Annotated in this window: 19 protein-coding genes, 1 tRNA gene and 1 riboswitch; of the genes, 15 read left to right on the top strand and 5 right to left on the bottom strand. The window is 60.6% G+C overall.

Annotation, left to right across the window (positions count from 1 at the left end):
* Nucleotides 1-60: 60 nt before the first annotated feature.
* Entirely contained in the window at nucleotides 61-669 is a 609-nt protein-coding gene (locus ACGHEN_RS08830; protein WP_390398836.1) for a DUF4234 domain-containing protein, read from the top strand.
* The gene (locus ACGHEN_RS08825; protein ID WP_390398833.1) at nucleotides 662-1,162 is read left to right on the top strand and encodes a DUF2752 domain-containing protein; all 501 of its coding nucleotides are present in this window, start codon (nucleotides 662-664) and stop codon (nucleotides 1,160-1,162) included. The genes ACGHEN_RS08830 and ACGHEN_RS08825 overlap by 8 nt, the downstream gene beginning before the upstream one ends.
* 92 nt (nucleotides 1,163-1,254) lie before the next feature.
* On the opposite strand, the gene ACGHEN_RS08820 is transcribed toward ACGHEN_RS08825, so the two are convergent.
* Nucleotides 1,255-2,718 (bottom strand): M20 family metallopeptidase, encoded by a 1,464-nt coding sequence (locus ACGHEN_RS08820; protein WP_390398831.1) that lies wholly within the window; start codon nucleotides 2,716-2,718, stop codon nucleotides 1,255-1,257.
* 162 nt (nucleotides 2,719-2,880) lie between these two features.
* Between ACGHEN_RS08820 and ACGHEN_RS08815 the strand changes: the two genes are divergently transcribed.
* The 12 genes from ACGHEN_RS08815 (at nucleotide 2,881) to ACGHEN_RS08760 (ending at nucleotide 16,995) form a co-directional block, all read left to right on the top strand.
* On the top strand, nucleotides 2,881-4,524 hold the full coding sequence (locus ACGHEN_RS08815) for an amidohydrolase (RefSeq protein ID WP_390398829.1): 1,644 nt from the start codon (nucleotides 2,881-2,883) through the stop codon (nucleotides 4,522-4,524).
* A gap of 494 nt (nucleotides 4,525-5,018) precedes the next feature.
* A complete protein-coding gene (gene groES, locus ACGHEN_RS08810) occupies nucleotides 5,019-5,312 on the top strand; it encodes a co-chaperone GroES (RefSeq protein ID WP_022094351.1) in 294 nt (97 codons plus the stop codon).
* Nucleotides 5,313-5,408: 96 nt separating this feature from the next.
* Complete coding sequence (gene groL, locus ACGHEN_RS08805) at nucleotides 5,409-7,046, top strand: chaperonin GroEL (RefSeq protein ID WP_390398826.1); 1,638 nt, start codon at nucleotides 5,409-5,411, stop codon at nucleotides 7,044-7,046.
* 369 nt (nucleotides 7,047-7,415) lie between these two features.
* Nucleotides 7,416-7,608: riboswitch (FMN riboswitch) on the top strand.
* 5 nt (nucleotides 7,609-7,613) lie between these two features.
* Nucleotides 7,614-8,204 (top strand): ECF transporter S component, encoded by a 591-nt coding sequence (locus ACGHEN_RS08800; RefSeq protein ID WP_055252299.1) that lies wholly within the window; start codon nucleotides 7,614-7,616, stop codon nucleotides 8,202-8,204.
* Nucleotides 8,201-10,105 carry an energy-coupling factor transporter ATPase gene (locus ACGHEN_RS08795; RefSeq protein WP_390398823.1) on the top strand — a complete coding sequence of 635 codons (1,905 nt, stop codon included), beginning with the start codon at nucleotides 8,201-8,203 and terminating at the stop codon, nucleotides 10,103-10,105. Before ACGHEN_RS08800 ends, ACGHEN_RS08795 begins: the two co-directional genes overlap by 4 nt.
* Nucleotides 10,105-10,905, top strand: coding sequence for an energy-coupling factor transporter transmembrane component T family protein (locus ACGHEN_RS08790; protein ID WP_390398820.1), 801 nt, complete (start codon nucleotides 10,105-10,107; stop codon nucleotides 10,903-10,905). The genes ACGHEN_RS08795 and ACGHEN_RS08790 overlap by 1 nt, the downstream gene beginning before the upstream one ends.
* Before the next feature lie 30 nt (nucleotides 10,906-10,935).
* On the top strand, nucleotides 10,936-11,382 hold the full coding sequence (locus tag ACGHEN_RS08785; RefSeq protein ID WP_390398818.1) for a pyridoxamine 5'-phosphate oxidase family protein: 447 nt from the start codon (nucleotides 10,936-10,938) through the stop codon (nucleotides 11,380-11,382).
* A 54-nt stretch (nucleotides 11,383-11,436) separates the two neighbouring features.
* The gene (locus ACGHEN_RS08780; protein ID WP_055286773.1) at nucleotides 11,437-11,847 is read left to right on the top strand and encodes a pyridoxamine 5'-phosphate oxidase family protein; all 411 of its coding nucleotides are present in this window, start codon (nucleotides 11,437-11,439) and stop codon (nucleotides 11,845-11,847) included.
* Nucleotides 11,848-12,104: 257 nt separating this feature from the next.
* Nucleotides 12,105-13,175 carry an N-acetyl-gamma-glutamyl-phosphate reductase gene (argC, locus tag ACGHEN_RS08775; protein ID WP_196025791.1) on the top strand — a complete coding sequence of 357 codons (1,071 nt, stop codon included), beginning with the start codon at nucleotides 12,105-12,107 and terminating at the stop codon, nucleotides 13,173-13,175.
* A 137-nt stretch (nucleotides 13,176-13,312) separates the two neighbouring features.
* Complete coding sequence (gene argJ / locus ACGHEN_RS08770; protein ID WP_390398815.1) at nucleotides 13,313-14,581, top strand: bifunctional glutamate N-acetyltransferase/amino-acid acetyltransferase ArgJ; 1,269 nt, start codon at nucleotides 13,313-13,315, stop codon at nucleotides 14,579-14,581.
* A gap of 80 nt (nucleotides 14,582-14,661) precedes the next feature.
* On the top strand, nucleotides 14,662-15,642 hold the full coding sequence (gene argB, locus ACGHEN_RS08765) for an acetylglutamate kinase (RefSeq protein ID WP_390398813.1): 981 nt from the start codon (nucleotides 14,662-14,664) through the stop codon (nucleotides 15,640-15,642).
* 69 nt (nucleotides 15,643-15,711) lie between these two features.
* Entirely contained in the window at nucleotides 15,712-16,995 is a 1,284-nt protein-coding gene (locus ACGHEN_RS08760) for an aspartate aminotransferase family protein (RefSeq protein WP_390398812.1), read from the top strand.
* Nucleotides 16,996-17,717: 722 nt separating this feature from the next.
* Here the strand turns inward: ACGHEN_RS08760 and ACGHEN_RS08755 are convergent.
* The 4 genes from ACGHEN_RS08755 to asnB all read right to left on the bottom strand — a co-directional run bounded on the left by ACGHEN_RS08755 (nucleotide 17,718) and on the right by asnB (nucleotide 21,157).
* Nucleotides 17,718-17,933 carry a type II toxin-antitoxin system RelB/DinJ family antitoxin gene (locus tag ACGHEN_RS08755; RefSeq protein WP_390397797.1) on the bottom strand — a complete coding sequence of 72 codons (216 nt, stop codon included), beginning with the start codon at nucleotides 17,931-17,933 and terminating at the stop codon, nucleotides 17,718-17,720.
* Nucleotides 17,934-17,980: 47 nt separating this feature from the next.
* The gene (locus ACGHEN_RS08750; protein WP_390397795.1) at nucleotides 17,981-19,036 is read right to left on the bottom strand and encodes an IS1595 family transposase; all 1,056 of its coding nucleotides are present in this window, start codon (nucleotides 19,034-19,036) and stop codon (nucleotides 17,981-17,983) included.
* A 119-nt stretch (nucleotides 19,037-19,155) separates the two neighbouring features.
* A tRNA-Val gene (locus ACGHEN_RS08745) sits at nucleotides 19,156-19,231 on the bottom strand.
* A gap of 57 nt (nucleotides 19,232-19,288) precedes the next feature.
* Nucleotides 19,289-21,157 carry an asparagine synthase (glutamine-hydrolyzing) gene (gene asnB, locus ACGHEN_RS08740; protein WP_390398811.1) on the bottom strand — a complete coding sequence of 623 codons (1,869 nt, stop codon included), beginning with the start codon at nucleotides 21,155-21,157 and terminating at the stop codon, nucleotides 19,289-19,291.
* Nucleotides 21,158-21,589: 432 nt separating this feature from the next.
* Between asnB and ACGHEN_RS08735 the strand changes: the two genes are divergently transcribed.
* Nucleotides 21,590-23,074: a Mur ligase family protein gene (locus tag ACGHEN_RS08735; protein ID WP_390398809.1), complete on the top strand. Its 1,485-nt coding sequence runs from the start codon at nucleotides 21,590-21,592 to the stop codon at nucleotides 23,072-23,074.
* Nucleotides 23,075-23,084: the final 10 nt, after the last annotated feature.

Raw genomic sequence — 23,084 nt, 5'->3', positions numbered from 1 at the left:
TTGAGAACGTAGACGTGTAAGGTTTGAAGGCGTGCGACGCCTTAGGAAAAGGAGAGGCTCATGTTCTGTCCCACTTGTGGTTCTCCCATTTCGGATGATGCCAAATTCTGCCCTGTTTGCGGATCCGCCGTTGGTGCCGCTTCTGCCGCTGCGGCCCCGCAGCCCCAGCCCGCTCCGGCCCAGGCTATTCAGCCCGCGCCCCAGCCTCAGCAGCAGTACACCGGTCAATACGCCCAACAGTCCGCATCCGCTCCGATGGACTATGGCCCCGTCAAGGCTGACCGCAGCCTGATCGGCTGGCTGCTGCTCTCTCTTGTGACCTGCGGTATCTATTCGTTCTACTTCCTGTATTGCTTGGCCCGCGACATCAATGTCATGTGCCAGGATGACGGCGATTCCACGCCGGGTCTGGCGGCATTCATCCTGCTGTCGTTTGTGACCTGCGGCTTCTACGCGTACTACTGGTATTACAAGATTGGCAACCGCCTGCAGGCCAACGCTCCTCGCTACGGCCTGGTGTTCCAGGAAAACGGCACCACCGTTCTTCTGTGGCAGATCATCGGCGTGCTGCTGTGCGGCCTTGGCCCCATCTTTGCCATGAACATCATCATCAAGAATACCAATGCCATGGCAACGGCTTACAACATCCGTCTTGGCGCTCATGCCTAACAATAAGGGCGGCGTGAACAGCTCCCAGGGACATAAGGGCACGGCGGAGCTCCTTCGCCGCGCCCTTTCTTGCACCGGCGCGCTCTTTGTTGCCTGGCTCGCGCTCTACCTGCTCGACATCGGCTGCATTTTTCGATTGATGACGGGCATTCCTTGTCCGGGATGCGGTATGACGAGGGCGTGGCTGGCGGCACTGCGCCTCGATTTTGCGGCGGCCTTTGCCTACCATCCGCTGTTTTGGGTGGTACCGTTTGCGTTCGTGCTCGCGTTCGTGCGCGAGGAGGTGGCATCGAGCAAGCTAAAGCGTGGTATCGACATTGCGGTCACCATGTTGTGCGTGCTGGTCGTCGCCGTATGGATCGTGCGCCTTATCAGCCCGGCAGACGCGGGCCTGCTCTTTGGTGGTCACGCTCCCGCCGGAGTTCCCACCGATATCATCCACCTCGAACCCCCACGCTGGCTCTGCCATTTGGGGGCAGGGTTGAAATGGTAGAAATAGCGTTTGACAAATAATGAGAGGGCGGATGCTCGTTCCAACATCCGCCCTCTCATTATTTTGAATGGGTGTTTAAAGAATCGTGCAGGTTACGCGTTATGCTTTTCTTCGTTGCGAGCGGCAGCCCGTGCATCATGGATGCCCTTAATCGCAGCATGGCGGGCGGTGCGGGCATCGTGCATGGCGTCGCGCGCCTCAGCGGCCGTTGCCTTGGCAGAACGCAGTTTGGCGGCCAGATCGGGGTTGGTTTCGGCGACCGCGGTAATCGCGGGGCCGTCGAGCTCCTCTTGCGTGGGCTCGGCCAAAAAGTCGATAGCATACTGGGCGGCCACCATGGAGCCCTTTGCCAGCACGGTCTCGTCGATCTTGTAGAAGCAGGAATGTTGGGCGTACGTGGCGCCAATCTTGGGGTTGCGCGTACCTACAAAGGCGAGCACGCCCGGTACGCGACGCAGGTACTCCGAAAAATCCTCGCCCGAAAGCGTGCCGCGATAATGGCCTTGGCCGGTGGGGCCCAGGCACTTGATTACAGCCTGACGGCAGCGCTCGCTCGAGGCGGCGTCGTTTTCGACCTTGTAGTTGGCGATGGTGTAGTCGGTGAGCTCTGCCTCGGCGCCCAAGGCGGCCGCGGTATGCTCCACGATGCGGCGCATGAGCTCCGGCATTTCCTCGTGGGTCGAATCGCCGTAGGTGCGCACCGTGCCGGCGAGGTAGGCCGTGCCGGCGATAACGTTGCGCGCGGTGCCGCCGTGCAGCTCGCCGACGGTGATGACGGCCGGCTCGTAGGGGCTGATCTCGCGCGAGACGATGGTCTGCAGGGCGTTGACAATCTCGGCGGCAACCATAACGGCGTCGTGGCCGCGCTGGGGCATGGCGCCGTGGCACGAGGTACCGCGGACATCGATGCGGAACCAGTCGGTATTGGCCATGCGCGGGCCGGGCTCGCAGCTTACGGTGCCGGCGTCGACCTCGCTCCAGATGTGCGCGGCGTAGGCGCCATCGACGCCGTCGAGCACGCCCGTGCCGATCATGAGTTTGGCGCCTTGGCCGTTTTCCTCACTGGGCTGGAAGACGATGCGGACCTCGCCGTGGATGTCGTCTGTCATATGGCGCAGGATCTGCAGCGTGCCGAGCATCATGGCGATGTGGCAGTCGTGGCCGCAGGCGTGCATGCAGCCCTCGTTGACGCTGGAGAAATCCTCGCCGGTCTGCTCGGTGACGGGCAGGGCGTCGATATCCGCACGCAGCAGGATGCGGCGGCGCGGCGTGCCGTCCTCGCGATAGGCGTCGGGCGCGGTGCCGCGAAGGGTCGCCACCAGGCCCGTCTTAAGGGGACGCTCGTAGGGGATATTCATGGCGTCGAGCTGGTTGGCGATGTCGGAAGTCGTGCGCTCCTCGGCAAGGCTCAGCTCCGGGTGCTTATGGAAGTGCCGGCGCTGCTTGATGATGTAGGGTTCAAACTCGGCGGCGATATCCTGGATGGCCGCGGTGACGTCGTCTGCCGCGCGAACCTCGGTTGCCGCCATAATCTGCTGTGCCTTGGTCTTCGTCATGGTCGATTTGCTCCTTGTTGGCTCGATCGCAAAATCGTACAGGCTCTCTCCAGTATGCCACCTGCCGCTAGGGCTGGTAAAGCTGCCGTTTGCCGCTTGGCATTTTGTAACCGAGGCGGGGGAGTACACTCGGGGGTGTTGAATTTCCTGCCAGAGATGGGGATGCCCATGCAACATATCGATCGGATTATTCGCTCCAAGAACGTCTTTACCGCGCAAGACGGCATCGATTCCGCCCGCGAGCTGGCGATTGCCATCGCGGGCGACCGCATCGTCGCAGTCGGTGCGCCCGATGACGTAATTGCCGCCGCACCTGCCGCCACGCCGGTGGTCGATTACGGCGAGCAGTTTGTCTGCCCCGGTTTCCATGATGCGCATCTGCACTTCTTCCATACCTCGGTCGGCTCCTCGCCGTACATGCTCATGGATATGGGCACGTCCGAGGCGGCACTGGTACAACATGCGCTCGAGTTTTCCCAGGACCTGCCCGATGACGCCTGGGTTGTGACGCAGGGCTGGCGCGACTACCGTTGGGACCCGCCCGAGCATCCTACCAAGGCGTCGCTCGATGCGGCATTCCCCGATCGTCCCTGCGTTATGTATTCGGGCGACGGGCACACGCTTTGGCTCAACAGCCGCGCACTCGAGGCGCTCGGCGTCACGCGCGACAGCGAGCCGCCAGCGGGCGGCAGCTACGACAAGGACGCAAGCGGCGAGCTTACGGGCATTGCTCACGAAGCGGCTGCCATGCAGTTGTTGCCGCGCTGCCTTGAGTGGCTGGGCGAAGATCGCATCGCAAGCGCTTACGCCGATCAAATGAGGCGCATGGCCGAGCAGGGCATCACCTCGATCTGCGATATGTCGCTCATGCCCATGCCAGGCTGCGATTTTATCCGCGACGACGTCTACGACAAACTGCAGACAGCCGGCAAGCTGGGCATTCGTGCCCATCTGTTCCCCACGCTGTTGGATGACCAGTCGCGTCTAGAAGAGCTCCAGGTACGTTATGCGAACAACGCGCTGCTTTCGGCGCCGGGTTTTAAGCAGTTTTTCGATGGCGTGTCGAGTGAACACACGGCATATCTCACCGAGCCCTATACCAATCCGCGCTTCCCGGGCGACCAGGGCCGTCTGACAGTCCCGGCTGAGCGCATGCGAAAATTGGTTCTGGCGGCTGCGGAGCGCGGTCACACCGTGCGCATCCACGTTATTGGTGACGGTGCGATTCATGCCGCGCTGGATATCTTCGAGGAAGCAGCCGACCTGTACGGCCTGCCCCAGCACGGCCATAACACGCTCGAGCACCTGGAGAACCTTCTGCCCGAGGACATCGACCGCCTGCGCAAGCTCAACGTGGTTGCTTCGAGCCAGCCCTGCCACATTACACTCGACCCGGGTGGACCGGAGCGCGATCTGGGCCTGGAGCGCAGCCGCATCATGTGGCCGTTCGCAACCTATAAGCAGCGCGGCATTCGCCAAGCCTTCGGTACCGACAGCCCTATCACGCCCGTTACCAGCATGAACGTGCTCTACACGGCTATCACGCGCCAGGACCCCAAAAGCCACTGGCCCGAGGGCGGCTGGTTGCCGAGCGAGCGCATCGATGCAGCAACGGCTCTGCGCAACTACACCTTGGGCAGCGCCTATGCAGCGGGCGACGAGCAAAACCTCGGTAGCTTGGAGCCTGGCAAGTACGCCGACCTGGTAGTCCTGGACCAAAACCCGCTCACCGTTGATCCCCAAGAACTTCAAGCCACCAAAGTCCAAGCCACCTACCTGGCAGGCAACTTGATTTACGAGCGCTAACCCCACATCCCACCCCTCAGTTGCGGTGAAATAGTCCCTAAAATCGGCCTTCAAGCCCAAAAACAGGAACTATTCCACCGCAACTTAAAAGAGCGCGTCCCAACAACGTGCCCCCTATCTTGTGCATTCCATCCGCATCGCCATTTTGCTGCACTGACTTTTCTGAATGCCGGGCCCTAGTTAGTCAACCTGGCTCCCAGGGCGGACCGGAGGGCATGAAGTTTGTCGCGAGTTCCGCACGCAAAGGAAAGCACTTAATGTGCTTTCCGTCTTGCGCAGGACTGTAGAGCAGCAAACTTCATGCCCTCCGGTCCGCCCCGGGAGCCACCGTTAAGTTATCCCCCGGCATTCAGAAAATCTAAGTGCCAAAAAATAAGATTTTTTGACTCCGTGTTGTATAACCCGCCATTCGTGGGTACCATTCAACGCGTACGCAAACAAAAAGGGTTAATTCGCGTGGTATAACCGCGCGGCCCAAAAAGGAGGAGACAAGCATGTCGTCTTTGAAGCCGCTTGCAGATCGTGTTCTGGTCAAGCCCGACGAGGCCGAGCAGAAGACCGCTTCTGGTCTGTATATCGCCAGCAACGCTCAGGAGAAGCCGCAGCGCGGCACCATTGTTGCCGTTGGCGCCGGCAAGGTCAACGACAAGGGTGAGCGCATTCCCATGGACGTCAAGGTCGGTGACGTTGTCATCTACGGTAAGTTCGGTGGCAACGAGGTTAAGGTCGACGGCGAGAAGTATCTGCTCATGCGCGCCGATGACATCTACGCTGTCGTCGAGGCCTAGTCTCGTCAGAATCTCTGATTCGTCTTTGAACGCGCTCGTCGCATAGGACTCGGAAGCGGCGACGCGAGTCACATTTCTTTTGGAGGATTACCCACTATGGCAAAGAACATTACGTTCAACACCGATGCCCGCGCTAAGCTCGCCAAGGGCGTCAACACCCTGGCCGACGCCGTTACCGTCACCATGGGCCCCAAGGGCCGCTACGTTGCGCTGCAGCGCACGTTCGGTGCCCCGACCATCACCAACGACGGCGTTTCCGTCGCTAAGGAGATCGAGCTCGAGGACAACATCGAGAACATGGGCGCCCAGCTGGTGAAGGAGGTCGCCACCAAGACCAACGACACCGTGGGTGACGGCACCACCACCGCAACCCTGCTCGCTCAGGCCATCGTCAACGACGGTCTGCGCAACGTCGCCGCTGGCGCCAACCCGCTGGCCATCCGTCGCGGCATCGACAAGGCCGTCAACGCCGCCGTCGCCGAGATGAAGAAGCAGGCCAAGCCGGTCGAGACCAAGGAGCAGATTGCTTCCGTCGGTACCATCTCCGCCGGTGACCCCGAGGTCGGCGAGAAGATCGCCGAGGCCATGGAGGTCGTGGGCAAGGACGGCGTCATCACCGTCGAGGATTCCCAGACGTTCGACATCACCATCGACACCGTCGAGGGCATGCAGTTCGACAAGGGCTATGTCTCCGCTTACTTCGTCACGGATAACGACCGCATGGAGGCCGTGATGAAGGATCCGTACATCCTCATCACCGACCAGAAGATCTCCAGCGTTCAGGACATCATGCCTGTTCTCGAGGCTGTCCAGCGCGCCGGCCGTGGCCTGCTCATCATCGCTGAGGACATCGACGGCGAGGCCCTGCCCACCCTGGTCCTCAACAAGATCCGTGGCGCTCTCAGCGTCTGCGCCGTCAAGGCTCCGGGCTACGGCGATCGCCGCAAGCGCATCCTCGAGGACATCGCCGTCCTTACCGGTGGCCAGGCCGCTCTGGACGAGCTGGGCGTGAAGGTCGCTGACATCACCGCCGATATGCTCGGTACCGCTAAGTCCGTCACCATCTCCAAGGACAACACCGTCGTCGTTGGCGGCGCTGGTTCCAAGGAGGCCATCGACGCCCGCATCGCTCAGATCAAGGGCGAGATGGAGAACACCACCTCTGACTTCGACCGCGAGAAGCTCCAGGAGCGCCTGGCCAAGCTCTCCGGTGGCGTTGCCGTCATCAAGGTTGGCGCTGCTACCGAGTCCGAGCTCAAGGAGATCAAGCATCGCGTCGAGGATGCCCTGCAGGCAACCCGAGCTGCTGTCGAGGAGGGCATTGTCGCCGGTGGCGGCGTCGCCTTCATGGACGCTGTTCCTGCGCTCGATGCTGTCGAGATCGACGACCCCGAGGAGAAGATCGGCGTCGACATCGTCAAGAAGGCTCTGACCGCTCCGGTCGCTACCATCGCCAAGAACGCTGGCTTTGAGGGCGCTGTCGTGGTCGACAAGGTTGCCGAGCTGCCCGCCGGCCAGGGTCTCAACTCTGCCAACGGCGAGTGGGGCGACATGATCGAGATGGGCGTCCTCGACCCCGTCAAGGTCAGCCGCGTCACCCTGCAGAACGCTGCTTCCGTCGCCAGCCTGATCCTCATCACCGAGGCTACCGTCTCCGATGTGCCCAAGAATACTCAGCTTGAGGACGCTATCGCTGCTGCCACCGCTGGTCAGCAGGGCGGCGGTATGTACTAAGGCCGACAAGGTCTAGAACTCCCACCGGGAATCCGGGGGCGTGACGGGGCTTCTCTCCGGAACGTCCTCGGACATGCAAAGAGGCTCCGCTTCGCGCTTCGCGCTGCGGAGCCTCTTTGCGTCCTGCGGAATGTTCCGGAGAGAAGCCCCGTCACGCCCCCGGATCCCCTGTGTTTACGGCCTTGAGGTCGGCGTGGACGGAGATCGTGGCTGATGGGGATACATGTCCCGGTCGCTGTTTCGCGGCTTTGCCGCGAAAGGCGCGCTACTTTGGGATGGGTGGGGAACGTGGTTGTTGCGGCAACTGATCCCCACCATAAATTACCCTCGGCATACTTGCGCGAAAACCTGCCCGTGCTACACTTGCAATTGCTGTTTCAGGGCGGGGTGAAATTCCCCACTGGCGGTAAATCGGGCGGTGCCAAAGGGGTGCCGTGGCGCAGACGAGGCGTCTGCGACCGAGCCGATGAGTCCGCGACCCGTGCATGCGTTGGTTCGCATGCCGGCTGAACTGGTGAGATCCCAGTACCAACGGTTAGAGTCCGGATGAAAGAGGCAGGTGATCTTATGTCTGAACAGTCGCAGCATATCCATTTTGAGAACACGAATAGGTGGAGCACCAAACAGCTCGTTACCATGGCGTTGATGTGCGCCTTGGGCGCCCTGTTTATGTACGTGCAGCTGCCCATTCTTCCTTCGGCGCCATTTTTGACGTATGACCCGTCGCTGGTGCCGGCGATGGTGTGCGGATTTGCGTATGGCCCCGGTGCTGGTACCGCTGTTGCAGCCATGGCGATCGTTATCCATGCGCTCACTACGGGTGACTGGGTCGGCGCGCTTATGAATCTGGTTGCCACGCTGGGCTACATTCTGCCCGCGGCTATCGTCTACCAGAAGATGCATACCTATAAGGGTGCCGTGATTGGCCTGGTGCTCGGCGTTATTGCCGCTACGGCGTTGTCTATGGTCGCAAATCTTACCATTGGCGTATGGTTCTGGTATGGCTCGGTCGATGTGATCGCCCCGCTCATGATTCCTGCGGTGCTGCCGTTCAACCTCATCAAGACCGTGCTCAACTCGGTGTTGACGCTTGCGGTGTACAAGGCGGTCTCCAACCTCATCACGCCTAAAAAGGACCAGGTCAAAGGTCGCGCATGATTGAGTGTCGGGGCGTTTCCTTTAGCTATGACGGTGCCGCACCGGCACTCGACGGCGTCGATCTGAACATCGAGGATGGCGAGTTTTTCTGCATCCTCGGTGGCAATGGGTCGGGCAAGTCGACGTTTGCCAAGCATCTGAATGCACTGTTGCGGCCCGATGCGGGTACGGTATGCGTCAACGGCATGGATGCGTCCGACCCCGAGCTGGTCTACGACATCCGCTCGACTGCGGGCATGGTATTCCAGAATCCCGATGACCAGCTGGTGGCAACGCTTGTCGAAGATGACGTTGCGTTTGGTCCCGAAAACCTTGGCGTGCCGTCGGCACAAATTGCGCAGCGCGTACGCGAGGCGCTGAAGGGTGTGGGCCTGGTGGGCTTTGAGCGTCACGAGACCCATGCGCTTTCGGGCGGCCAAAAGCAGCGCGTGGCGCTTGCCGGCGTGCTCGCCATGGAGCCGCGCGTGCTCATATTGGACGAGGCTTCCTCGATGCTCGATCCGCGTGGACGCAAGGGCCTCATGAAGGCTTGCCGCGCGTTGCACGATCGCGGCATGACCATCGTGATGATTACGCACTTTATGGAAGAGGCCGCCGAGGCCGATCGCGTTGCTGTCTTCCAAGCGGGCCGCGTTGCCATGCTCGGTACGCCCGAGGAAATCTTGACGCGGGCGGACGAACTTGCGCAGCTCAACCTGGATATGCCGGCGTCGTGCTGCCTAGGTAGGGCACTTCGTGAGAAGGGCGTTTCCGTTTGCGCGCAGGTGCGCGAGGCAGATATGGTCGCCGAGATTGCACAGGCTTATGCCGAGCGGAGCGGGACGAACATCGCAGGGCAGCCTTCCGCATCCGATTCCCATGTGCTTGACAATGGATCCTCTGCGGCCGACGGGATAGCCGCGTCGGAGCTCGTTATCGAGATTTCGCACCTCTCGCATAGTTACTCGCTGAGCGCCCGCGAGCGCCGTCGATGGCGCAAGCGCTCGACCACTGCGGACGCATCGAGCAAACAGGCTCTTTGGGGCAACGATCCAAACAGCCCCTGGGCGCTACGTGATGTTTCGCTGACGGTGCGCCGCGGCGAGTTTCTGGGCCTGGCGGGTCATACCGGCTCGGGTAAATCGACGTTGGTTCAGCATCTCAACGGGTTGATTCGTCCGCAGGAGGGAAGCGTTTGCGCGCTGGGGCTCGACCTATCAAACAAGAAACACGCCGCCGCGGTTAAGGCCAAGGTCGGCGTGGTGTTTCAGTATCCCGAGCGTCAGCTATTTGCAGAGACCGTGGCGCAGGACGTGGCGTTTGGCCCGCGCAACCTTGGCCTGCCGCAAGACGAGGTTGCGCGCCGTGTCGCGTCATCGCTTGTGCGCGTGGGACTTGACCTTGCCGCAATAGGCGACAAGAGCCCCTTTGAGCTTTCGGGCGGCCAGCAGCGCCGCGTGGCGTTTGCCGGCGTGCTCGCCATGGAGCCCGAGGTGCTGGTGCTCGACGAGCCCATGGCGGGGCTCGATCCGGTTGCGCGCAGGGATTTTCTTGGGCTCATCAGTCGACTCCATCGCGAGGGCCTGACCGTTGTCATGGTTTCGCACAGCATGGATGACCTGGCAAATTGTTGTGACCGTATTGTTGTGATGAACGAGGGCGCGGTGTTTGCCGAGGGAACGCCCGTGCAGGTTTTTGCGCACGCGAACGAGCTCAAGTCGATCGGCCTGGGCGTTCCTGCCGCCCAGCGCATGGCGCTGGCGCTCGCGCAAGCCGGTGTGCCGCTCTGCTGCGACAAGCTTTATACGGTTGAGGCGCTGGCCGACGAGCTGGCCGGCTTGCTGCTGGGCTGCGCGGACGTGCCTTTGAGGGTTCCGTGTCAGGCCGGTTCCACGGCGCCCACGCGAGAGGAGGGCTGCTAATGGAGGCGTTCTCATTTGGCAGCTACTATCCCGGGGATAGCGCGGTGCATCGCCTGGATCCGCGCACTAAGCTGCTCCTAGGTTTCGCATTTCTGATCACCGTGCTCACTGTCGGAATCTTCCGCGGGTTGGTTCCGGTCGCAATGTTTGTCGTGCTGGTCTATGTCGCAGCCCGAGTGCCGTTGCGCCGGGTCCTATCATCGATGGCACCACTGCTGGCGATTGTCGTAGTGGTCGCGGTACTCAACCTGTTTTCCGACCAGAGTGGCCGCACCCTGTGGCAGCTTGGCTTTTTGCAGGTGAGCGAGGGCTCGCTGCGTTCTGCGGCGTTTATGGCGTGCCGTCTGACCCTGATGATGGCCGGCATGAGCGCCATTACACTCACCACGCCGACGCTCGACCTCACCGCGGGTTTTGAGCGCCTGCTCGCACCATTTGCGCGCGTGGGGCTTCCGGCGCACGAGCTCGGCATGATTATGGGTATCGCGCTGCGGTTTATGCCGCAATTTGCCACCGAGATGAAACAGACGGCCGATGCACAGGCAAGTCGCGGCGCGCGCGTGACGGGCGGTCCGCTCGGCGGCGTGCGCATGCTCGGCAGTGTGGCGATTCCGCTGTTCACCGGCGTGTTCCGTCATGCCGAGACGCTTTCGGCCGCCATGGATGCGCGCTGTTATCACGGTGAGCGGGGGCGCACGCGTCTGCATGCGCTTACGTTTGGCCGCGGGGATGCACTGGCCGCGGTGGCGATGGCGCTGCTGGTGATATGCGTTGTCGTTATCAATCTTCAACTCGTCTAAGCTCGATTCGAGCGCAAAAAAGGGGTCTCTATGACCGACATCGATCGCACGGCTCAGCTCGAGCGCGTCTGCTCGTATCTCAGGCGCATTCCGGCGTGGTATCTTGCCACGACCGATACGAGCGACGGGCATCAGCCTCGCGTGAGGCCGTTTTCGTTTGCCATGGTCGATGACGGCAAGCTGTGGTTTTGCACGTCGCGCGACAAGGACGTGTGGGCGGAGTTGAGCGCGAATCCCAAGTTTGAGGTATCGGGCTGGAAGCCGGGGGAGTGCTGGATCGTGTTAACCGGTGAGGCCGCGCTCGAGGACGATGCAGTCGTGAGCGACAAGGTGCGCCAGGCGGGCTTTAAGCACATGGTGGGCATTGGCGAGCAACACGATAGTGCCAACGACGGCCGCCTTGCGTTCTTCTCGGTCCGCAACATCGCCGCGCGGTTCTGCGATATCGACGGCAGCGAAGAGCGCCTCGAGCTCTAATTCCCCAAATTGACTACCCATTCCAAAAAGACTGGTCAGGTGACAGGAGGAAACGTGGACGGATTGAATACGGTGCTGGAGTATCTGACGTCGGTGCCGGCGTGGTATCTGGCGACGAGCGTGGACGGGCAGCCGCATGTGCGTCCGTTCTCGTTTGCACAGATTCAGGACGGCAAGCTGTGGTTTGTGACGGCGCGCACCAAAGATGTGTGGCAGGAGCTGCTGCAAAACCAGCGCTTTGAGGCCACGAGTTGGTGGCCGGGCCATGGTTGGTTGATCCTGCGCGGGCGTGCGGGACTGGAAGACCGGGCTTCGAGCGAAATGCGCGAGGCCGGATGGAAACACCTTGAGCGCTTGAGCGAGCACTATGAGGGGCCTAACGACCCCACGCTCGTCTTCTTTAGCGTCGAGGATCCCGAGGCTTTTATCTGCAATCACGACGAATGGGTGCCGGTCGAGCTCTAGCCAGCTGGCTCATCCTAACAACTTAGTTTTCGCATGGGCGGGTCCCGTGTTGACCGGCACTCCTTACGGTGCCGGGCAACACGGGACCCGCTCTATTTGTCAATTCCTTCAAGCGAATATGTCGGGAATGTTTCAATGCATGAACATGCAAGCTATTTACGTATTCATGCATCTTTTGGTGCTAAAGTTTCAACCTAATTCATAACGACCGCTGCGAAATGCGCATCGGTGCATAAATCGCAGACAAGGAGTCTGATATGTCTTTGAAGGTTGGAATCGTCGGCGCGGCTGGATATGCCGGAGCCGAGCTCATTCGCCTCGTACTCGGCCATCCCGAGTTTGAACTTGTTGCCATTACGTCCAACGCCGATGCCGGCCAGCCGCTGTCCGCGGTGTATCCGAGCTTTGCTGGCGTGAGCGATCTGGTTTTCACCACGCATGACGCCCCCGAGCTCAAGAGCTGCGATGCGGTTTTTCTTGCCGTGCCGCACACGGCTGCCATGGCACAGGTGCCCGCGCTGCTTGCATCGGGCGTCTCCTGCTTTGATCTTTCGGCCGACTACCGCCTGAACGACGCGTCCGTCTTTGAGACGTGGTATGCCGCCGAGCATACGAGCCCCGAGCTGCTCAAGACCCGTGCCTTTGGCCTGCCCGAGCTATTCTGCCGGGACTTGGAGACCGCCGCATCCGACCATGCCGACGGCAAACCCGTGCTGGTCGCCTGCGCCGGTTGCTATCCCACCGCAACGAGCCTTGCTGCCGCTCCTGCCGTGCGTGCGGGCTGGGTGGCAGAGAACGGCCCCGTAATCGTCGATGCCATTAGTGGCGTGACGGGCGCCGGTAAGTCCTGCAACGCTCGCACCCATTTTTGTAGCGCGGACGAGAACCTGGAGGCCTATGGCGTAGGCAAACATCGCCATACGCCCGAGATTGAGCAGATCCTGGACCTGACCGATCGCGTCGTCTTTACTCCGCACTTGGCACCGCTCAAGCGCGGCCTGCTTTCCACGGTGACGATGCCGCTCGCGCCGCAGGCTCTCGACGCGTTGGCCCTTGAGGACGTCGTCGACCATTACAAGAAGTTCTACGCCGGTCGCACCTTTGTGCGCGTGCTCGATGCCGGCCAGCAGCCCAAGACGGCTTCGGTCGTCGGCACCAATGCTGCCCAGATCGGTCTTGCGCTCAACAAGCGCGCGGGCGTGCTGGTGGCGACGGGTGCTATCGACAATCTGTGCAAGGGTGCTGCGGGACAGGCGGTCCAGTGCGCCAACATCGTTTTTGGCTTTGACGAGCGACGAGGCTTGCCCACAGTGGCGTGCCCGGTGTAGCACATTCGATTGTTAGCGATTTGGTAGTCGGGTATCGAGTTGGGCGCCACTTTTAAGCTGGTCTAGTAGTTTCGACCGGTATGGCGTGCCAGCCGATGCCCGCTTTTTTTGTCTGATATAAGGAGTCGTAGGGGACGATGAATACCGACCTGATTGATATCAAGATTCGCGCCGTCGAGGGTGGCGTTACGGCGGCTGCCGGCTTTAAGGCCGCAGGCATTCATGCGGGATTCCGGAAGAATCCCGAGCGCTTGGACTATGCGCTCGTCGTGCCCGATAAGCCCTGTCCCGGCGCCGGCGTGTTTACGACCAACCGCTTTTGCGCGGCGCCCGTGCAGGTGAGTCGTGCCAACCTGGGCGGTGCGGACAAGGGCTATGGAATCGTCGCCGGTGTTTCAATCAACTCCGGCAACGCGAACGCCGCCACGGGCGAGACCGGCCTGGCCTGTGCGCGCGAGACGTGCAACATCGCGTCGCAGGTCATCGGCTGTGAACCCCAGCAGATCCTGGTTGCCTCCACGGGTGTGATTGGACAGATTCTGCCGATCGATACGTTTGAGACGGCCGTTCCGTCCGCCTACGAGGCGCTCTCTGCCCATGGCGGTGCCGATGCAGCCCGTGCCATCATGACGACCGATACACACTCCAAGGAGTATGCCGTTCGCTACCGCAGTGAGGCTGCGGGCCATGCGGGCAACGCCTATACGGTGGGCGGCATGTGCAAGGGCTCGGGCATGATCATGCCCAATATGGCCACCATGATCGCGGTCATTACTACCGATGCTCCCGTCGAGCCGGCGGCGCTCCACACCCTGTTGCTCTCGACCGTTAAGCAGACCTTTAATAAGGTGACGGTCGATTCCGATACCTCGACCAACGACACCTGCATTATGCTCGCTTCCGGCGCTGCTGCCGCAGATGCCGAGGCCATCGCCGAGGGCACTGACGCCTTTGACGAGTTGGCCTTTGCCGTGCACGAGGTGTGCGAGAGCCTGGCGCGCAACATCGCGGCCGATGGCGAGGGTGCGTCAAAGCTCGTGACGGTTAACGTTGCCGGTGCCGCCAACGACGAGGAAGCCGATATCGCCGCCCGCGCCGTCGCCAATTCGCCGCTCGTCAAGACCTGCATCGCCGGCCACGACTGCAACTGGGGCCGCGTCGCCATGGCGCTTGGCAAGTGCGGCGTGAAGTTTAATCAGGAAGACGTTTCCATCGACATGATGGGCATGCCCGTCTGTCGCGATGGTCTGACCGTTCCCTTTGACGAGGACGAGGCTCTGCGACGTTTTGAGGCGCCCGAGATCGTGATCTCGGCCGACCTGGGCGCAGGCGATGCGGCAACGACCGTGTGGACCTGCGACCTCACGCACGAGTACATCTCCATCAACGGCGACTACCGTTCCTAGATTCCAGGCACGCTGCGCATCTTGCCGCATTGCGGACAGCGAAGCACGGCGTGATAACGATACGAAAGATGAGGCAGATTATGAAATTCGCACGCGACTGTCGTTCGAGCGAATCCAACGAAGCAACCGCGCAGCTGCTGTTCGAAGCGCTGCCGTGGATTAAAAACCTGACCGGCAAGACGGTCGTTATCAAATATGGCGGAGCCGCCATGGTCGATGAGCAACTGCGCCGCGACGTGATGAGCGACATCGTTTTGCTCAAGATTATCGGCACGCGCCCCGTCATCGTGCATGGCGGCGGCAAGGCCATCAACGAGGCGTTGAGCCATTACGATATTCCCGTCGAGTTTAAGAACGGCCAGCGCGTGACTACGCCGGCGACCTTGGATATCGTGCGCGAGGTGCTGGGCGGCAAGGTTAACCAGGAGCTGGTCGCTGCCATCAACCACCACGGCAATTTGGCCGTAGGCGTGTCGGGTAGCGATGCTGGCACGCTCATCGCCGAGCCGCTCGACCCCGAGCTCGGTCGCGTGGGCAAAGTGACGCACGTCAACACCGACTATATCGAGCGCTTGCTCGATAGCGAGTACATCCCCGTCATCGCTACCGTCGCGGCAGGGGAGGACGGCGGATTCTTCAACATCAATGCCGACACCGCTGCCGGTGCCGTTGCGGCGGCGCTTCACGCGCATAAGGCGATTTTTTTGACCGATGTCGACGGCCTGTACAAGGATTTTAGCGACAAGGACTCGCTTATCTCCAACCTGACGCTCGACGAGGTCAACGAGATGCTCTACGGCGGAGAAGTCGACAAGGGTATGATTCCCAAGCTGCGCGCCGCCGTTGATGCGCTTGCTGCTGGCGTGTTCCGAGCCCACATCATCAACGGCACGACGCCGCACTCGCTGCTGCTGGAGTTGCTGACCGATGCTGGCGTCGGTACCGTGATCCACTCCACCGAGACGGCCTACGAGTTCGATACGCATCCGCATCCGCTTTCGACGTTTGCGGCGCGTCTGACCGAGAACCTCGACGAGGTCGAGAAGCTCCAGACGGTCTAGCCGACCCGCGGTCGTCGCGTCCCTGCACCCATAGCCCTGCGCCGTACGGCGCCCAACGAAAGGCATCTCATGTCACTTGCAACTCAGCAATCACTCGAATCCCATTACGTTATGCATACCTTTGGTCGCTCGCCGGTAGAGTTTGTCGAAGGTCACGGTATGAAGCTCATCGGTGACGATGGTCGTGAGTATCTCGACTTTCTCGCTGGTATCGGTGTGTGCAGCCTTGGCCACGGCAATCCGGCAGTGCTCTCGGCGCTCGAGGCTCAGACCAAAAAGCTTCTGCATGTGTCTAACTACTTCTACATCGAGCAGCGTGGACAGGTCGCGGCGCTGCTGTCCAAGCTTGCCAACGACGACGTAGATGGTGCGTGCGTGCTGGCCGATGCCATTGCCGCCGGCGATGAGACCACGGCCGCTGCGCTCGGTGCCCCGGCTGCGGACGAGCAGGTGTGGGAGACGTTCTTTGCCAATTCTGGTGCCGAAGCCAACGAGGGCTCGATGAAGCTCGCGCGTCTGTACGCCAAGCGTGCTAGTAACGGCGGCAACACCATCGTATGCATGCGTGGCGGCTTCCACGGCCGTACGCTCGAGACCATTGCCGCCACCATGCAGGATCGGCTACAGGACAGTTTCCGTCCGCTGCCGGGTGGCTTTGTGGCCTGTACGCCCAACGATGTCGACGAACTGCGTTCGATCTTTAAGCAGCTGGGAAGCGAGGTCTGCGCCGTCATGCTCGAGCCGATTCAGGGCGAGAGCGGCGTGCACCCCATGACCGAGGAGTTTATGGCGGCGGCGCGCGACTTGGCACACGAGGTGGGCGCCGTTCTTATCGCCGACGAGGTCCAGTGTGGCATCTTCCGCTCCGGCAAGCCGTTTGCATTCCAGACCTATGGCGTGGAGCCCGACATTATGAGCCTTGCCAAGGGCATTGCCGATGGCGTGCCCATGGGTGCCGTGGTGGCAAAGAAGGAGATCGCCGACGTGTTTAAGCCGGGTGACCACGGCTCGACCTTTGGCGGTAGCTGCTTGGCCATCGCGGCATGTGCCGCGACGCTCTCCGCGCTTGTGCACGGCGATTATGCCGAGCATGCTGCCAAGGTTGGCGCCTATATGGAGCAGGCGCTGGCTAAGCTTCCGCATGTGGTAGAGGTGCGCGGTCGCGGCCTGATGCTCGGCTGCGATTTGGATGATGCCGCGGGTGATGCACACGACGTTGTAGCCCGTGCATTGGGGGCTGGTGCCGTGATCAACGCTACAGGCGCACATACGCTGCGCTTCCTTCCGCCGCTCGTGTGCGAAGAGGCCGACGTGGACAACCTGATCGAGATTCTGTCGGACGTTTTGGCTTAGCGCCATCAGACATAGCAATTTGGAGCGGGTTTCAGGCTGTCACGTGCCGTTTGGCGCACGATTGGGCGAACTGGAGCCCGTTTTGCTATCGATTTACCATGGCTGGGATAGGCCGTGTGCAAAAAGTGGCAAATATGAGTACGGGCACTAACTTCGTAACATATAAATTAGGCACTTTTAGATGAGTTGGGCCACATATGTCCAGTTTTGTAGTTGGCAAATTGGCTTAACTGGACTATCGATCGTCGTTCTAATGCCGGATTTGCCTTTTATGACTTCGAAAACGCTGCTACTAAAAAGGTAGCAGTACTCATATTTGGCATTTTTTGCACACGGGTATTCGCCAAGGGTCCATTTCGCCGCCCGAGCCCCGCTTCGTCGCTTCGCTCCTCGCGTGCTGCGCTGGAAAACGCTTCGCGTTTCCTCAGCTCCGCACCCTTGCGGGTTCGAATCCCATGCACCGGGCCCAAAAAAGAAAGGCCTCCATCGCTGGAGGCCTAACAATTCAGTGGTGGGCGATGAGGGATGTCCGCGTGCGGCTGGCGCCGCCCGAGCCCCGCTTCGTCGCTTCGCTCCTCGCGTGCTGCGCTGGAAAACGCTTCGCGTTTCCTCAGCTCCGCACCCTTGCGGGTTCGAATCCCATGCACCGGGCCCAAAAAAGAAGGCTCTGTTAGACCAAATTTGACACGATCGGCTGTTCGCCGAACCGGAAAATAATCGGGCTATCCCCGCCCATCGCGGTCCGCGCCCTCCCCGTCAGCCTTCCCCGAAGATCCCAGCCTGACGTCGAAGGGCAGGCCGCCCTCGCGGACCACCGCCCTGAGGAATATGTTCATGGCGCCCGACATGGAGAGCCCGAGCTCGTCGAGCACGGCCACGGCCTCCCTTTTGACCTCGGGATCGATTCTTATCGTGGTGGCCGGGACGTTCGATGTCATTGCCGCTCCTTCCGCGGTCGCTGCTCCGTGGCCACCATTTTAATTCGCTAGGCCGCCCGCCCGTCCCAGTAGTCCATGAGGGGAGGCTCGAGGCCGAACATGCCGCGGACGCGGGTCGAGCAGGAGCCGTTGGCGAGCTGGCGGGCGACCGTGGACTCCGCCGCGCGCGAGCCCGCCGCCATGAAGGTGCGGCACCAGCGGAACCAGTCGAGGTAGGCCCCCAGGTGCTTGGTGGACACTCCCCTGAAGCGGGCCATGAACGAGCCGAGGAGCGAATGGACGGCGTTGATGCGGTTGATGGTGCCCTCCGAACGGTCCTTGGAATCATAGGATTCATGCGAGGCGACCTTCAGGTCGCGCAGCACGTCGATGTATGCGGCCGCCTTGTCCGTGGCGACGACCGCGCCCGCGCCGATGCGGTCGCGAAGGGCCTCCGCCGCACGCCTGCGCGAGACAACGCCGCGGCCCGAGACCTCGAAGAAGGTGGCGTCCGTGTCGCTGACGCCCGTCATGACGCAGATCTGCTCGCGGGAGAGGCCGCGCCTATGGACCTGCTTGCCGCGGTGGCGAGCCTTCCTCGGCAGGGTGAAGGAGCCCTTTGAATGGTTGCCCTTGAAGGACTCGGGGAAGTACGTCTCGTCGAGCTCGCAAGCCTGCCCCTGCCCCACATGGAACGTGGGCGAGTATTCCCTCAGGCACTCGATGAGCCTGTGGCGCATGGTCCAGGCGGTCTTGAGGCAGACACCGCAGCGGCCGGCGCACTCGCGGAGAGGGAGCATGAGGGCGAAGCACTCGGCGTAGGCCATCCAGGTCTCGCGGGGCAACTTGCTCGCGCCGAGGATCCGGTCGGTGGAGCCGGAGAACGTCCTGCCGCAGTCGCGGCAGAGGTAGCGCTGCTCGCCGTTCCTGGACTTGCCCTTCTTGACGATAGCGACCGAGCCGCAACGGGGGCAGCGCTCTACCTCATGGCCATCTCCCGCCGCATCGTCGAACATGGCGGCGCGGACGACGTCCCCGACCAACTCGACGGCTTTACGGCGCTCGGTCCTGCTGAGCTTCGCCAGGCTCTTCTTGAGGGTGATGACCAGGTCGTCTGCATCCATGGGCGCTCCTTCGACGTTAATTGAAGGGTACCGCCTCGCGGTGACATCGTTTTTATGTCAACCTTGGTCTAACAGAGCCAAAAAGAAAGGCCTCCATCGCTGGAGGCCTAACAATTCAATGGTGGGCGATGAGGGATTCGAACCCCCAGCCTTGTGCGTGTAAAGCACCTGCGCTAACCGTTGCGCCAATCGCCCGCAGGGACTGAGTATAGCGGAAACCCCGTGCTGTTCACCGCTAATTCATAACGAAATCTAAGCGGCGACTTCGGTGCCCTTGTTCTCGTCGATAAAGAAACGCTTGTACCAGATGAGGAACGTCAGCGTGGTATAGATCTTGCGCTGGTTGAGCGCGCGACCCTCAAAGTGATCGTCGAGCAGTTTCATGAGCGCATCGGTGTCAAAGAAATCAGCAGCCCACGGTGCGGTGAAGTATTCCTTTACGTAGTCGTAGTACTTTTGCTCGCGCAGCCAGAACTTGACCGGTACGGGGAAGCCCACCTTCTTGCGCGTTGCCCACTCGTCGGGCAGCGTGCGGTTGGCAGCGTGACGCAGAACGAGCTTGCAGCCTTCTTCGTTAACACGGTAGTTGGCGGGAATGTGCTCGGCAAACTCCATGACCTTCTTGTCCAGAAACGGGACGCGAAGCTCCAGAGAATGCGCCATGCACATCTTGTCGGCCTTGAGCAGAATGTCGCCCGGTAGCCACATGTTCATATCCAGATACTGTTTCTTGGAAAGCTCGCAGCAGTTGGGAACCTGCTTGTAGTACTCGGCGCACATCTCGGCGGCGTTCTTGCCGGTGTCATAAGCGGGCTTGAGCACCTCGTCGACTTCGGAGGGATCGAACACCTTTGCCTGACCCACATACCAGCGCTCGGGAACCTCGGCGCATTTCGTCAGGAAGTTGTGACCCTTAAAGTAGGGGAGATGCTGAACGAGTGAGCCCAGGGCGCGACGTATGCCGAGCGGCACGCGCTTCTTAAAAGTGCGCATCTCGGGGGTGTCCTCGTACCACTCATAGCCGGCAAACAGCTCGTCGGCACCCTCGCCCGAAAGGACGACGGTGACCTCCTTGGAAGCCATCTGCGCCAGATAGTACAGCGGCACGCTGGACAGGTTCGATTGCGGCTCGTCCATGTGGTACTGGATATCGGGCAGTGCATCAAAGAACTCGTCGGCGGTAATCATCTTGCGCACGTTCTTGATGCCCAGCTTGTCGGAAAGCTCGGCGGCGTAGTTGGTCTCGTTGAAGTTCTTGTAATCGAAGCCGACAGAATACGTGGTGTCGGGCATGAGACAGGCGGCAATGTAGCTGGAGTCCACACCGCCAGAAAGGAACGAGCCCACCTTAACATCGGCGATTCGGTGCGCAGCGACGCTTTCGTGCACGACCTTGTCGCACTCGTCCACGTACTCCTCGAAGGTCTTGGAGTTGTCGTCGGTGAAGTCACAGCTCCAGTAACGCTTGATGTCCATGGTGTTGGTCGTCAGGTCATACGTAAAGCAATGCGCCGGGGCAAGCTTGAACACGCCCTTAAAGAAGGTCTCCTCCGTGGCGGGGAATTGCAGCGTCAGGTAGGGGCGCAGCGCGTCGTGGTTGACAGCCTTCTCAAACTTGGGATGGTCCAGGAAGCTCTTGATCTCGGAGCCAAACAGCAGCGAGCCATCGGATGCCTGGTAGTAATAGAACGGCTTGATACCAAAGATGTCACGAGCACCAAAGAGTTTGTTCTTGTTCTGGTCGTGAATCACGAACGCGTACATGCCGCGCAGACGGTTGACCAGGTCCTCGCCCCACTCCTCGTAACCGTGTACCAGGACTTCGGTATCAGCGTTGCAGTGGAAGGCGTAGCCGGCCGCCTCCAGCTCGGCGCGAAGCTCCTGGAAGTTGTAGATCTCTCCGTTGAAGACAATCGTGACCTTGCCGTCGTCGCTCGACATGGGCTGGGCTCCAGCTTCGGAAAGATCGAGAATCGAAAGACGACGGAAGCCAAGGGCAACGTTGTCGACGATATGCTGGCCGCCCATATCGGGACCACGGTGGATGATGCGATTCATCATGGCCGTGAGAACCAGCTCACTCTGTTCATCTGTACCGGTAAAACCGACAAAACCGCACATGCAAGATCCTTTCTGCTGACGGCTCAGGTGTACTGCCGCAAGGATTGCGGCAGCTGATGTCAAATAATCTTTACTATCATGCCAATCTTTTGTTTCGTGATAGGGCATAAGCGCCGAGCGAACCGAAAAAACCACGTCCCGATCTTCAGGCGAAGCGGCGGGACGTGGTTGCGAACGCTATGCTAAAGAACAGCACCCAGATTTCCTTGGTTTTACACGGGGTGAACACCGTTGCCATTTATTAGACCACGGCACAGTCCATGCAATTTTTTAGAAGGCTGTGATGCGCGCAAGGTCAGGTGGCATATTAGGATGGTTGATAATACAGAATGTTTCATCGTTTCTGCCGCGGGACGTCTTCTGCCCTTTAAGGCTGAATTTAGCGAGAGAGGTCTTTGTATGTCGAGTCCGACACAAGAGAAGCTAACTCTGATGCGCTATATAGAGTTGCTCGAGGAAGATGACCTTGTTGTTTCCAGACCGAGCGCTTCGTGCGACCAGCGCATTGAGTTTGCGACTGATGACTCGCGCCAGGTGCGTCCGGGCACGTTGTTTGTCTGCAAAGGCCGTGCGTTTAAGCGCGAGTACCTGCTTTCGGCAATCGCCGATGGCGCCGTGGCCTACGTTTCCGAGGTCGATTACGATGTTGATCTTCCCGCGGTGATTGTGAGCGATATTCGTCGCACGCTCGCCGTGGTGGCAGATGCCTTTTATGGGCACCCGTCGGGTAAGGTGAAGGTCTGCGCCTTTACAGGCACCAAGGGCAAGTCGACCTGCAGCTTTTATCTGCGCGGCATCCTCGCCAACGAGGCCAAGCTTACGGGCTGTCATCGACCCGCTCTTAATACGGGCATTGAGTTCGACGACGGCATCGAGACGGGCCCTTCCAAGCTGACGACCCCCGAATCCTTCCTGCTGCAGTCTCGCATCGCACATGCTGCGGAGGCGGGTGCCCCGTGGCTGGTTATGGAGGCATCGAGTCAGGGCCTCAAATACGAGCGCACGGGCAAGATTGACTTTGAAGTCGGCGCCTTTACCAATATCGGCGAGGATCACATTTCGCCGATTGAGCATCCGACGCTCGAGGATTACTTTGCCAGCAAGCTCAAAATCTTCTCGCAGAGCCGTTTTGCCGTGGTCAATCTCGATATGGATAAGGTCGATCGCGTGCTCGAGGCGGCATCTCGTTGCGAACGTACGGTGACGTTCTCCCTGACCGACGAGCGTGCCGACGTGCTTGCGCTGACGATTCGCAATGGCGACTGCGGCGTGGTGGCAACGGTGCGCACGCCCCGTTTTACGCGTGACATTGTGATTCCCACGCCGGTTAAGTTCAATGTGTCCAACGCGCTTGCCGCTATTGCCTGCGCCGAGGCCCTGGGCATTTCCGAAGAGGGTATCGTCCATGGCTTTGAGGGCGTCTTCGTTCCCGGTCGTATGGAGCTCTATCCGTCCGTATCGGGCAAAATCCTGGGCATCGTCGATTTTGCACATAACGGCATGAGCCTCGAGACACTCCTGCGCGACTTGCGCGAGAACTATCCCGAGCGCGAGCTGGCGGTTGTATTTGGCGCTACGGGCGGTAAGGGTGTCGATCGACGCACCACGATGGGCATCGCCGCTGGCAAGTATGCCGACCGAATCGTGATTACCGAGGATGACCCCGGCCCCGAGGATGTCGAGGACATCTGCGCCGAGATCGCGCGCAACGTTCAAGCGCAGGGAAATGATAACTGGCAAATCGTGACTGATCGCGTTGCCGCTATCGAGACTGCCGTGCGCGAAACTGTCCGTCCTGCCGTGGTCATCGTGACCGGTAAGGGCGAGGAAGAGTGTATGCTGCGCAAGAACGGACCCGAGCCTTGTGAGCGCGACGGTTCGATTCTCAAGCGCACCCTTGCGGCGTACGACGCCTAGACCAGCCCCT

The organism is Collinsella sp. i06-0019-1H4 (genome assembly GCF_042849575.1).
In the GTDB taxonomy this organism is placed as follows: domain Bacteria; phylum Actinomycetota; class Coriobacteriia; order Coriobacteriales; family Coriobacteriaceae; genus Collinsella.
Note: the sequence above shows the minus strand (reverse complement) of the source record. Positions and strands in the feature narration are given on the sequence as shown.

What these genes read in the sequence shown, in the direction of transcription:
- ACGHEN_RS08830 (WP_390398836.1), top strand. Translation starts at nt 61, where the DNA reads ATGTTCTGTCCCACTTGTGGTTCTCCCATTTCGGATGATGCCAAATTC.
- ACGHEN_RS08825 (WP_390398833.1), top strand. Translation starts at nt 662, where the DNA reads ATGCCTAACAATAAGGGCGGCGTGAACAGCTCCCAGGGACATAAGGGC.
- ACGHEN_RS08820 (WP_390398831.1), bottom strand. Translation starts at nt 2,718, where the DNA reads ATGACGAAGACCAAGGCACAGCAGATTATGGCGGCAACCGAGGTTCGC.
- ACGHEN_RS08815 (WP_390398829.1), top strand. Translation starts at nt 2,881, where the DNA reads ATGCCCATGCAACATATCGATCGGATTATTCGCTCCAAGAACGTCTTT.
- groES (WP_022094351.1), top strand. Translation starts at nt 5,019, where the DNA reads ATGTCGTCTTTGAAGCCGCTTGCAGATCGTGTTCTGGTCAAGCCCGAC.
- groL (WP_390398826.1), top strand. Translation starts at nt 5,409, where the DNA reads ATGGCAAAGAACATTACGTTCAACACCGATGCCCGCGCTAAGCTCGCC.
- ACGHEN_RS08800 (WP_055252299.1), top strand. Translation starts at nt 7,614, where the DNA reads ATGTCTGAACAGTCGCAGCATATCCATTTTGAGAACACGAATAGGTGG.
- ACGHEN_RS08795 (WP_390398823.1), top strand. Translation starts at nt 8,201, where the DNA reads ATGATTGAGTGTCGGGGCGTTTCCTTTAGCTATGACGGTGCCGCACCG.
- ACGHEN_RS08790 (WP_390398820.1), top strand. Translation starts at nt 10,105, where the DNA reads ATGGAGGCGTTCTCATTTGGCAGCTACTATCCCGGGGATAGCGCGGTG.
- ACGHEN_RS08785 (WP_390398818.1), top strand. Translation starts at nt 10,936, where the DNA reads ATGACCGACATCGATCGCACGGCTCAGCTCGAGCGCGTCTGCTCGTAT.
- argC (WP_196025791.1), top strand. Translation starts at nt 12,105, where the DNA reads ATGTCTTTGAAGGTTGGAATCGTCGGCGCGGCTGGATATGCCGGAGCC.
- argJ (WP_390398815.1), top strand. Translation starts at nt 13,313, where the DNA reads ATGAATACCGACCTGATTGATATCAAGATTCGCGCCGTCGAGGGTGGC.
- argB (WP_390398813.1), top strand. Translation starts at nt 14,662, where the DNA reads ATGAAATTCGCACGCGACTGTCGTTCGAGCGAATCCAACGAAGCAACC.
- ACGHEN_RS08760 (WP_390398812.1), top strand. Translation starts at nt 15,712, where the DNA reads ATGTCACTTGCAACTCAGCAATCACTCGAATCCCATTACGTTATGCAT.
- ACGHEN_RS08755 (WP_390397797.1), bottom strand. Translation starts at nt 17,933, where the DNA reads ATGACATCGAACGTCCCGGCCACCACGATAAGAATCGATCCCGAGGTC.
- ACGHEN_RS08750 (WP_390397795.1), bottom strand. Translation starts at nt 19,036, where the DNA reads ATGGATGCAGACGACCTGGTCATCACCCTCAAGAAGAGCCTGGCGAAG.
- asnB (WP_390398811.1), bottom strand. Translation starts at nt 21,157, where the DNA reads ATGTGCGGTTTTGTCGGTTTTACCGGTACAGATGAACAGAGTGAGCTG.
- ACGHEN_RS08735 (WP_390398809.1), top strand. Translation starts at nt 21,590, where the DNA reads ATGCGCTATATAGAGTTGCTCGAGGAAGATGACCTTGTTGTTTCCAGA.